At 44.1% G+C, this 11,245-nt stretch carries 11 protein-coding genes; 3 read left to right on the forward strand and 8 right to left on the reverse strand.

The window, feature by feature from the left end; genetic code table 11:
* Positions 1-201, forward strand: a 201-nt coding sequence (locus P9687_RS16725; protein ID WP_328228593.1) for a SpoIIE family protein phosphatase, incomplete at its 5' end; no start/stop codon positions are given.
* Positions 202-294: 93 nt separating this feature from the next.
* On the opposite strand, the gene P9687_RS16730 is transcribed toward P9687_RS16725, so the two are convergent.
* Both P9687_RS16730 and P9687_RS16735 read right to left on the reverse strand, forming a co-directional pair.
* A complete protein-coding gene (locus tag P9687_RS16730; protein ID WP_014097685.1) occupies positions 295-1,134 on the reverse strand; it encodes a CheR family methyltransferase in 840 nt (279 codons plus the stop codon).
* 288 nt (positions 1,135-1,422) lie between these two features.
* On the reverse strand, positions 1,423-4,188 hold the full coding sequence (locus P9687_RS16735) for a hybrid sensor histidine kinase/response regulator (RefSeq protein ID WP_014097684.1): 2,766 nt from the start codon (positions 4,186-4,188) through the stop codon (positions 1,423-1,425).
* 183 nt (positions 4,189-4,371) lie between these two features.
* On the opposite strand from P9687_RS16735, the gene P9687_RS16740 reads away from it, so the two are divergent.
* Complete coding sequence (locus P9687_RS16740) at positions 4,372-4,554, forward strand: hypothetical protein (RefSeq protein WP_017550259.1); 183 nt, start codon at positions 4,372-4,374, stop codon at positions 4,552-4,554.
* Here P9687_RS16740 and P9687_RS16745 read toward each other — a convergent pair.
* From P9687_RS16745 to P9687_RS16765, 5 genes are all read right to left on the reverse strand, one after another.
* Positions 4,532-5,785, reverse strand: a complete 1,254-nt coding sequence (locus tag P9687_RS16745) for an MFS transporter (protein ID WP_017550258.1) — start codon at positions 5,783-5,785, stop codon at positions 4,532-4,534. The two genes, P9687_RS16740 and P9687_RS16745, sit on opposite strands and share 23 nt — an antisense overlap.
* Positions 5,786-5,870: 85 nt before the next feature.
* Positions 5,871-6,056: a hypothetical protein gene (locus P9687_RS16750; RefSeq protein WP_014097682.1), complete on the reverse strand. Its 186-nt coding sequence runs from the start codon at positions 6,054-6,056 to the stop codon at positions 5,871-5,873.
* Between the two features lie 380 nt (positions 6,057-6,436).
* Positions 6,437-7,030 carry a hypothetical protein gene (locus P9687_RS16755; protein ID WP_014097681.1) on the reverse strand — a complete coding sequence of 198 codons (594 nt, stop codon included), beginning with the start codon at positions 7,028-7,030 and terminating at the stop codon, positions 6,437-6,439.
* A 127-nt stretch (positions 7,031-7,157) separates the two neighbouring features.
* Positions 7,158-7,682, reverse strand: a complete 525-nt coding sequence (locus tag P9687_RS16760; protein ID WP_017550256.1) for a DUF84 family protein — start codon at positions 7,680-7,682, stop codon at positions 7,158-7,160.
* Between the two features lie 61 nt (positions 7,683-7,743).
* The gene (locus P9687_RS16765; RefSeq protein ID WP_014097679.1) at positions 7,744-8,817 is read right to left on the reverse strand and encodes a M42 family metallopeptidase; all 1,074 of its coding nucleotides are present in this window, start codon (positions 8,815-8,817) and stop codon (positions 7,744-7,746) included.
* Between the two features lie 204 nt (positions 8,818-9,021).
* Between P9687_RS16765 and P9687_RS16770 the strand changes: the two genes are divergently transcribed.
* Positions 9,022-9,333, forward strand: coding sequence for a PepSY domain-containing protein (locus P9687_RS16770; protein ID WP_014097678.1), 312 nt, complete (start codon positions 9,022-9,024; stop codon positions 9,331-9,333).
* Between the two features lie 1,244 nt (positions 9,334-10,577).
* Here the strand turns inward: P9687_RS16770 and P9687_RS16775 are convergent.
* On the reverse strand, positions 10,578-11,245 hold a 668-nt coding region (locus P9687_RS16775; protein ID WP_328228941.1), incomplete at its 5' end, for an MBL fold metallo-hydrolase.

The raw sequence follows: 11,245 nt of genomic DNA on the forward strand, positions 1-11,245 counted from the left end.
ATTCAGCAAGCCCTATTTACAGATGGCGTAATGGAAGCACTCGATTCGGACAGCCACGACGGCTTGAAAATCCTGCAGCAGCTCGCTTCATCCACTTGGTCTCCAGAAAAGGCCGCTTCCCCCTTGGATACCGTCCTTGCCAAAGAACTGCAGGAACAACAGCCGGATGATATGTGTGTTGTGCTCGTGCAGGCAAAATAAGTGCTAGGGCTTACTAAGCGGGATATAGGGGTTGTCCGGCGAAAATACAGTAAAAAACGGCGAGATCGCAGTGTCTCGCCGTTTTTTAAATGGTTATGCTTTTTTTCGGTAAATTTTTTCTTCTCTGTCAAAAACCTCATACTTTCCTTCCGTATCAATCGTCCGCACGGTTTCTTTATGGCCGAGCCCTAAAAATCCCCGGTTCGTTAAACTTTCATCAAATAATCGCAAAACTTTTTTCTGAAGGTTTTGGTCAAAATAGATCATAACGTTCCGGCAAATAATCGCATGGAACTCATTAAACGAACCGTCCGTGACAAGATTGTGCTGGGCAAATACGATATTTTCCGCAAGGCTCTTATTGAAATAGGCATGCTGGGCATCGGCCGTGTAATAATAGGAAAATTCGCGTTTCCCACCTGCTTGGAAATAATTTTTCGTATACGTCTGCATTTTATGAAGCGAAAAGGCGCCGCTTTCCGCCTGGCGCAACACTCGTTCATTCATATCGGTTGCATAAATTCTCGTTTTTTCTCGCAGCCCCTCTTCGTCCAATAGAATGGCCATCGAATAGGCTTCTTCACCCGAGGAGCAGCCTGCATGCCAGATCCGGATTTCCGGGTACTGCCTTAATTCCGGGACGACTTTTTCGCGAAAGGCGACAAAAAAGTCCGGATCCCGGAACATTTCTGTCACTTGAATGGACAAATCATTTAACAGCACTTCAAGGAATTCGGGTTCATGGATCACCCTTTCGATTAGCGCGCTGATGCTCGGCAGGTTTTCGAGCCGCATCCGGTGCGTAACCCGCCTTTCAATGGAAGAACGGGCATACTGGCGGAAGTCGTAGCCAGATATCCGGTAAATGGCAAATAGCAGCATATCCAGTTCGAGCTTCCTGATGTCCTCATCCGTTAGTTGGTTTTTTTTCACGCTTTTTGCACTCCATCATTCTAAAGTTTGGGCTTGTTGAAATTGCGGAAATGGCATTCATTCCGCAACGGCCGCTAAAAAGCAACAAAATTTCCCGTGCTTCCTTTACTTGGAGCATGCCTATGTGAAGATAGCGGGCTAAATTTGCGGCCTTTTTTACAAAGAAATTCCTGTAACGAATTTTTTTCGGACTTCCCTGCGTGAAGAAAGCAAGCAAAATGTACAGCCTTCCTTCACCCCGTACCCCTCTCTCCGCTTTTTCACGGGCTTCCTTCCCTCAGCCTGCCTTTATTCTAGCGGCAGCCATACCCGCATGACAGATAACAGCTGGTCCATCTTCAGCGGTTTGCTGATGTAATCTGTTGCGCCGGCATCCAGACACTTTTGCCGGTCGCCTTTCATCGCTTTTGCTGTCAGAGCGATAATGGGCAAATCCGCAAATGCATCGTTCTTCCGAATTCTTTGCATCGTTTCATAACCGTCCATGCCCGGCATCATAATATCCATGAGGACGATGTCGACCTCTTTGTGAAGGTCCAGCATATCCAGGCATTCGAAACCGTTTTGCGACACAAGCACTTTCATGCCTTCTTTCGACAGCGCCTTTTTCAGTGCATAAATGTTCCGGTTGTCATCGTCACAAATCAGCACCGTTTTATTTCGGAGCGCCTGATCGGCTGATTCTTCTTCGCCCTGCTGCTGATCTTCTTCATGCAGCAATGCCGGCGCTGCTTCGCTTTCCGACGCTGGCACTTCTTCCGTAGCGGTCATCCCGTTCGGCAAGCTTGGAATATACAAAATGAAGGTGCTGCCCTTTCCGACAGTGCTGTCGAGACAGATTGTGCCGCCGAGCAAGCGGGCAAACTCACGGCAAATGGACAAACCGAGTCCCGTACCGCCGTATTTGCGGCCGGTCGCACCGTCCCCTTGCTGGAAGGCTTCGAAAATGAGATCCTGTTTCTTTTCCGGAATCCCGATCCCCGTGTCTTGCACAGCCACTTCCAGCCAAAAATCGGCGCCTTCCGTTTTCACGTATTTTCCGGCTGTTTCTGCGCTCACTTTGCGCATCCGGAACGTCACCGAACCATTTTCCGTAAATTTGACGGCATTTGAAAGCAGGTTTTTCACGATCTGTTGGAAACGCCGTTGGTCGGTATAAATCAAATCCGGCACATTATCATCGACATCAATCTTCAGTTCAAGTCCTTTTTGCTCTGCCAAATAAGCAAACTGGTTGCCGACATACACTGGCAATTCACGGGTGTTCGTCTCTTCAATGACAATTTCCATCTTGCCGGCTTCTACTTTGGACAAGTCAAGTATATCGTTAATTAAATTGAGCAAGTCACTGCCGGATGAATGGATCACACGGGCGAATTCTTTTTGTTCTTCGGTCAGATTGCCCTCTTCCGATTCATCCGCCAGCATTTCGGAAAGAAGCAGAATGCTGTTGAGCGGCGTCCGCAGTTCATGCGACATATTTGCAAGAAATTCAGATTTATACTGCGAGCTCTGGATAAGCTGCTCTGCTTTTTCTTCCAACTGATGCTTTGTTTTTTCCAGTTCCTGCGCTCTTTTTTCCGCTTCTTTCGTCCGTTCCTCAAGCTGTTCATTGATCATGCGCAATTCTTCAGACTGCGACTGCAATTCCTCCGACTGGGCTTGCAGTTCTTCCGATTGCGATTGCAACTCCTCCGACTGGGCCTGCAACTCTTCCGTCATCATTTGCGATTCTTTCAAAAGCCGCTCAACCTCCATTCTGCTCAGGACACTGTTGATTGCCATCCCGAGTGTATGGTTGATTTGCTTGATGAGCTCAAGCCGCGCCGGCGTGAACTCCTCCAGGCTTGCCAGTTCCAAAACCGCCAGTACTTCCTCTTCATAAATGACAGGCGCAATCAGAATGCTGCGCGGTTTCGCTTCACCCAAACCGGTCGAAATTAGCGAATAATTTTCGGGAACATCGGTAATGATCCGGCTCTCTTTTTCTAACGCACACTGGCCGGCCAGCCCCTCCCCGTATGAAAATTTTTCGCGGCCCGGATTCCCGCGGTCTTCCGCATAAGCAGCAATTTTGACAAACTCGGCTTTTGTTTTTTCTCCTCTTTTCAAATAAAAGGCACCCATCGAGGCTGCCATAACCGGTACGGCTTTTTGAATAAACCGTTCCGCCAGCGTGTTGATATGGGTGATATTCTGATACATCGTCGCCATTTCGGCAAGCGTCGTCTGCATCCAGTTTCTTTCCGATATTTGTTCAATATAATTTTTTTCTTTCTGGCTTGCCTGCTCAAGCGATGCGGCCATCCGGTTAAAAGCTGCACCGATTTCCCCGATTTCATCCTCTGTCTTCACATCCACCCGCGGCAGTGACGTAAGGTCATCGTAATTGATATGCGTCATTACTTTGGAGATGTTGTTTAAGCTTTTCGCCGTTCCCGATACAATCCAGTAAGCAATAAACAGCATCACGGCAATCATCAGCCCGGAAGAAACCACAATCATCTGCAGCAAGTTTTTTTCCAGCTGGCTGGCATTTTTCATTGCTTTCGACATTAAGTTTTCCTGGAAATTTTTAAAATCGGTAATATATCCCGTTAAGTGGCTCCGTTTCGTTTGATAGTCGGAAATCACTCCGGACGGCACCGTTTTATTGTGCCTGGCGTCATTGATAATCGTTTCTTCCGTTTCCGTATAGGAAGCAAATTCATTTTGGAGCTTTGCCAAAATATCCTTTGCCTGGTTATGGTTTAATATATTGTCTAGCTGGTTCAGCCTTGATTCGATTTTTGCACGGTTATCCGTAATATTTTGAATAGCGGTTTCCGTGCCGCTTGCTTTTTCATCATTAATAATGGCCAAAAGTTCCCGGTCGGACTGCGAAAACAGCAGCTGGATCTCCGTTGCCATTTTTACTTTCACATAGCGGTCCTGCACGATTTCAGACATGTTTTTTTTCATATGATTCATGGAAACGAGCATGACCACAGCCGTAACAAGCATAAAAGCGAGGATCACGCCGAACCCTGCATATTGTTTTTTCTTAAAGCCCATGCTTTCTTCCCCCTGTTTTTCCATCTGCCGGATATATCGATACTTCTAAGACAAGTGATAAAGCCATTGAAGCTTATACTCTATTCCCGATTTTTCAACATATTATACCATCAATCTGTGACAAATTTGTTACATTTCGTAGCAGGAATCAAGTTTTTTTACAAGGCTAAAGGGGGGGAGAGGATGATGATGCGTATTTACCATCAAACCGCCCCGTTTTTACTTTTCCTAAAATCAAAAAAGGCCTTGCAACCGCAGGACGATGTATCCCTTGGTAACAGGCTCCCCAATCAAGCAATCGAGTTGATACGAATGAATTTTATGAATTTAAATGATAGATTTTCTATAGGTTTAGATTCATATTAAGACTCCTTATCTTGTAAATTGAGGTGATACATAATATTACGGTTGAAAGAAAAAATCCCGCTGCAAAAATAAATAACGACATTTTCAACCCCAAATACGAGCCAAGAACGCCTCCAATGACGCCCCCCAGTGGCATCGCTCCCCTTGTTATAAACCGATTACTTGCATTTACGCTACCTAAAATTTTTAATGGCGTAATAGCCTGTCTTAAACTGACCTGGCTTACAAAATAGAGCATGTTTCCAAATCCGGATAGCATCTGTCCTAAAGTAAGTAAGATTAAAGCGATGGTTTTAGAGTGAAAGTAGGGTGTAAAAACAACGATTCCCCCAACTCCGATTAAAACGGTAGCACCAATGATCGATATCCCAATACCCATCTTTTTTGAAATAAATTCAGAAAAGTAAGCCCCTATTATCCCTCCAATACTTCCTAACCCATAGATTAATCCAATTTGCGATGCGTGCATTCCAACATTCCTTACTATGTATAGTATGTAAATGGTTTCAAAAGCAGTTCTGCAAAAATTTAAAATAGCCGTAGATATGGAGATAGATAAAAGAATTCGGCTATTTATTAATACTTTTAGTCCCTTTAAAATTCTTTTAAATATATTTATGTTTTCTGTAACTGTCTCTCTCTTTTCATTCATTTTTATTTTCCACATAAAAAATAATGAAATAAAATAAGATATTGAATCGATCATGATAGAAATGGGAGCAGATAAAATATTGATTAAAAATCCTGCAATGCTTTGACCAAAAATTTGGGATAAAGAACGGCTAACTTCTAAATTCCTATTTGCTCTGTACAAATCTTCCCTTGAAACAATAATGGGAACAAAAGAAAGATAGGCAAGTTCAAACATCATGGAAAACGTAGCAGATAAAAAAACAACGATGTAAAAAACGTAAAAATTGAGGGCATTAAGAAAGGCAAAGATGGGAATAACTAAAAGACAAAGTCCAGTTAATAAATTTGTAACGAGCAATATCGAACGTTTATTACTTTGATCAATCCAAGCCCCGGCAATTAAACTAAATAAAAAAAATGGAATGGTTGCACAGGCTTGGAATAACCCCATTTCAAATGAATTAGCCTTTAATAAATAGACTGCAGTTAAAGGTAGTCCGACAATTGTAACTTGAGAACCAAACATCGAAACAGTTTGTCCTGACCAAAATAATAAGAAATTTTTATTTGATTTAACTAGCGAAGGTGAAGTATTCAATAGATAGCCCTCCTTAAAAGCTTATCTTTGAAAATTCTCGTATGTTGCTGGATTTTTAGTCCTGCTAAATGTTGAAGTGAATGAATTATTTAGATAAGAAATATCCCCAAATAGGCAACACTATTAAATCGAATACGAGTAAAAATAATAGTAAACTATCATATTTGTCATAATCATCCACTCGATTGTTTTGTAATTTTCTAATTATAAAGATTGTAAGAACCAATAGAATAATCCCCGTAATTACTTTAAAAAAGACTAATAAATCCATAGTTAAATCTCCTCTTTAAAGTAGGATACGAATCATCATATTCGCCAGAGATTCCCATTTTCCTTCTAATATCCACATCTTTTTTAACATTAAAAAGACTCAAATCACACAGTAGCGGGAAGTTAAACAATAATAAGCATTCCTGTAATCAAAGAAATTTGGTGTTTGCACAAAAAGAGCCCCCTGGTATGATAGGGTGTCCAAAGCTTCAGAGCAAAAACGGACTCTTAATCGATACCCAAGGGGGGACTCCCATGAATGATACGCTGCATCTTGATTCTTCAATCATTGACTTTATAACCATGCTTCTAAATATTCCGATGAAATGAAATATAGTTTTAATTTGAAGGACTCTTAACCAATAAGGCCATCTGGAACGATTAGCCATGAAAATCCCCTGTCTTTTGATTCACCGTTACATAGGGGTATTCACCGGTATTCACTTCTTTTACCCAAACTTCCCAATTACCGTTGCCAATATACTTATAGTGACTGGGCGTGACGTGATAACCTTTATATAATTCTTTCTCGAACGTTGTTACCCAGGCGCCGTTCGGCCGGTTTACAGCCTGATTGGTCTTATCGGTATTGGAATTGGAACTTGTGCCTTTGTTCGATGTTCCTTCATGATTCTTTGTTGTATTTTCCGATGCCGATGAATTTCCTGATGTTGGTTGGTCTGATTTTGAATTGTCAGACTGGTTTGATGCTGATGAGGAGCTGTTTTCTTCTACCTGACCTGCAGAACTTTTCTGATCATCACTTCCCGTTGTGGTTGAACCGGAAGCTGAATTATCTGCTTCATTCTTACTTGTGTCCCTTTTTTGTGCTTTATCTTTAGGCTGCGTGGAGGAGTTTGTTTCAGGATGACTTCGATCACTTGATACGTTTTGACTTTGATTGTGATGAAATATAAAGAACCCACCAATCACAATCAGAACAACAACCAATACGAGCAAACTAACTTTTTTCATTTCAATGCCTCCTCCCTTCCATATTAACACGCTTCTACAATTTTAAATCGCCAGTACTTGACCAGCAAAGATTTTCGTTACTGAATTTAAAAGCCTTGAGATATCTTTTGGATATTGAAATATTTACTTATTTTTCAACTCTTTTCTGATACAGAAACTGTCCCAAAAGCATCTTTGTAATATGGGTGAACATGTCGCCGCGCGTGACGAGTTCATTGGTGAAGACACCGATTGCGCCTTCTTTTTTGCGGACGTTTTCTTTTTTTGCATAGTTTTCCATTACAGGTCCGAGTTCTTCGCCTGCCCGCAAACGAACCGCGATTTCTTCCGGAAGCGGAATCCTTGCTCCGCCGGCGATGAAGGGTTCTTCTCCTTCCACGACAAGTGCACCCCAGTTGCAGAGAAACAAGCCATGCGGGGTTTCCACCACGCCACCTTCAAGACCAATACCAATATCCGCATTTTTTGCTGCCAGGACCGCCCTCGAGCGGTTAATGGCCCCTTGCAGCGTTTCTTCGTCGGAAAAAGGCTGTTCTTTTACGCCGGATGGCACACCTGCAGCCACAAATTCCATTTTCTGCCCGTCAAGCACTTCAAAGGCTTTCCGGACAGCCGACACTTTTGCCGGATTGGTCGAACCAATTGCAATCATCAAATTCTTTCACCTCTGTATTTCGGGCATTTTTGCCTCAGGAAAATCGAATATTTCTTTATTATTTACTGCGGATCGCATCAACGGTTGAACGGTCACAGGCCTGTACCAATTTCACGATCAAGGCCTTGGCTGCCGCATAGTCATCGACATGAAGGATCGCGGCATGCGTATGGATATAGCGGGCGCAAACCCCAATCACAGCACTCGGGATCCCTTCATTGGTAGTATGAACGCGGCCGGCATCTGTCCCGCCATTCGGGGCTACGAAATACTGGTAGCGGATATCATTGCTCTCGGCTGTGTCGAGAACAAACTCGCGCATGCCTTTATGTGTCACCATCGTCCGGTCGTAAATCCGCAGCAATGCGCCTTTTCCAAGCTGCCCGAATTGTTCTTTATCGCCGGACGCATCATTGGCGGGACTAGCATCCAGGGCAAAGAAAATATCCGGCTTAATCATATTGGCTGCTGTCTGTGCACCGCGCGTCCCGACTTCCTCCATAACCGTAGCGCCCGAATAAAGCGTGTTCGGAAGTTTTACACCCTGCAGTTCTTTTAACAATTCGATGGAGAGGCCGCAGCCGTAGCGGTTATCCCAAGCTTTAGCAAGAATTTTCTTTTGATTGGCCATTGGGGTGAACGGGCAAACCGGCAAGATGGGCTGGCCCGGGCGAATCCCGATTTTTTCAGCATCTTCACGGTCATCTGCGCCGATATCAATCAGCATATTTTTAATGTCCATTGGTTTGGATTTCTGATTTTCATCCAATAAATGTGGCGGAATTGAACCAACAACACCGATGACAGGACCGTTATCCGTATAAATTTGTACGCGTTGAGCCAGCAACACCTGGCTCCACCAGCCCCCTAGTGTTTGAAAGCGGATCATGCCATTTTCAGTGATGGATGTAACCATAAATCCAACTTCATCCATATGCCCTGCCACCATCACGGTTGGCCCATCTTCCTGATCACGTCTTACGCCAAAGACGCTGCCGAGATGATCTTGTATGATTTCATCCGAATATTTTTGCAACTCCTGCTTCATAAACTGGCGGACGGCCGACTCGTTACCCGGTGCGCCTGGCAGTTCAGTCAGCGTTTTAAATAAATCGAGCGTTTCTTGTTCCATGCTTTTTACTCCTCGTTTCTGTATTTTTTTATCATACCGTATGTACAAGGTTTATTTTACATAATGGGTGGTTTTCTTGCCAGATTTTCACTTCATTTTGTACTTTTGTAAGTGAATTCATTTTCGGTTACCGCCTTGAAAGTATATAATGAGGGGGAGCACCGATTTATTCTGATTAATTGCAGAGGAAAGGATAGGAGAAAGATGAATTGGAAAACTTTTATCGCCGGTATCGCTGTGGGTGCAGCCGCCGGGTATGCCGTCAATGAAACATTGCACCGTACTGTTAGCGTATCCGCCGAAACCGTTCTTGCAAAAGTTAAGAAAGCGTTTAAAGAAAACGGTCCGATTGATGGTTCCTGGATTCAAATGACAGAGGAAGATTATGAAAAGTACCCGTTTAAAACGAGGGTCTATAAGGGCGGGGTTTCGCTTACAAAAGACGGAGAGAAGAAGCAGTATGAGTTTATTGCCGACGCCAAAACCGGAACCGTCCTTGATGTCTATCCGATTTAACAGAAAAGCAGATCCGTTTTAAACCGGCTTGTGCCGGATGGTTGGAATCCTTTAAGGCTGGCTTCTCATGCCAGCTCTATCAGGATTTTGCTGAATGGTAACCGGCCCTGTTCCGGAGATCCCGGCTTAGAGCTGGCTTTTCTTGCCGGCTCTATGCGGGAAAGCAGGATAAGCTACTGCTATTTTTAAACTGGCACCGTTCGGAATATTTTATTGGAAAGCAGACGTGCCCTATGTGAAGGAAGGCCTTCATTTTTCAACGTTTTCTTAACATAGACAGGCTCTATGTGAAGGAAGGCCGTCAATTTTTCGCGTTTCCTTAACGTAGACGGGTTCTATGTTAAGGAAGGCCGTCTTTTTTCCGCGCTTCCTTAACGTAGACGCCCTCTATGTGAAGGAAGGCTGCCTTTTTTCCGCGCTTTCTTAACATAGACGCACTCTAGGTTGAGGAAGACCCTCAATTTTCCGCGCTTTCTTAACGTAGACGGGCTCTATGTGAAGAAAGACCTTCGTTTTTCCGTGCTTCCTTAACGTAGACGGGCTCTAGATTAAGAAAGCGCCTTGTTTTTGCTTGCTTTCTTAATGTAGACAGGATCTATGTAAAGAAAGGCCATCTTTTTTCCATGCTTCCTTAACGTAGACGCCCTCTATGTGAAGAAAGACCTTCGTTTTTCCGCGCTTCCTTAACATAGACGGGTTCTATGTTAAGAAAGGCCTTCGTTTTTCCATCCTTCCTTAATGTAGACGCCCTCTATGTAAAGCAAGAGCCTCGTTTTTGCTTGCTTCCTTAACGTAAACGCCCTCTATGTAAAGAAAGGCCGTCTTTTTTCCGCGCTTTCTTAACGTAGACGCACTCTAGGTTAAGGAAGATCCTCAATTTTTCGCGTTTCCTTAGCGTAGACAGGCTCTAGATTAAGAAAGCGCCTTGTTTTTGCTTGCTTTCTTAATGTAGACAGGCTCTAGGTGAAGAAAGGCCATCTTTTTTCCGTGCTTCCTTAACGTAGACGCACTCCATGTAAATCCCGCGCTTCCTCACATTTTTAAGCCGGCCCTTTGCTGGATGGTTGTTCATTTAACAGGATAAGATGCATTTCGATGTGAAATTTAAAACGGCGCGTTCTCGTTACCGGGTCGGTTTAGCAGGAAAGCCGCAGGGGTTTATGCCATGCAAAAATCGGCACGGATCTTTTCCCATACGCGGCAGTAAAAAACGGTGGACCTTTTGTTCACCGTTTTTTACCACTTTATACGGGCATTTTTTCACGTTCCACTTTTTCTATCATATTCCCGTCCGTATCCCACTTCAGCGCCCGGTAGACAGCGTCGTGGTAAAATACAAACCAGGCATTGTCCCGGATCGCCTCTTCAATCCATTTCTGTTTTTGAAAAATGGAGGTCATCGGGTAATCATCATAAGCCATCACCCAAAGCGGGTTGCGGTGCGCGTGCGTCGGCAAAAGATCTGCCATATGGATCCATTTCTCGCCGCCGGACTCCGCCATTACAATCGCATGCCCGTCACTGTGCCCGCCTGTATGTACCATCCGGACTTTGCCTTCAATGGTAACCTCTTCTTTAAACGTTTGCACCTGATGCTGGATTGCTTCCCAGTTTTCCTTCCAATACGTGCTTTTTGAACGGATATTCGGGTGACGCATTTCGTCCCATTCCGTTTCAGATACATAGATGGCGGCATTTGGAAATGAAGGGACATATCCATTTGTATCATCTGGCATGGTCAAGCCGCATGCATGGTCAAAATGCAAATGCGTCATGAGCACAATGTAGATATCCTCCCGTGTCAACCCGAATGCGCTTAATGAACGGTCGATCTGAGACTCCTCTGTGACGCCGTAATTCCGCTTATGCTTGTCTGTCAGTTTTCCGTTGCCAATCCCGGACTCAATGAGAA

The sequence above is a fragment of the Weizmannia sp. CD-2023 genome (assembly GCF_036225245.1).
Lineage (GTDB): Bacteria > Bacillota > Bacilli > Bacillales > Bacillaceae_C > Weizmannia > Weizmannia faecalis.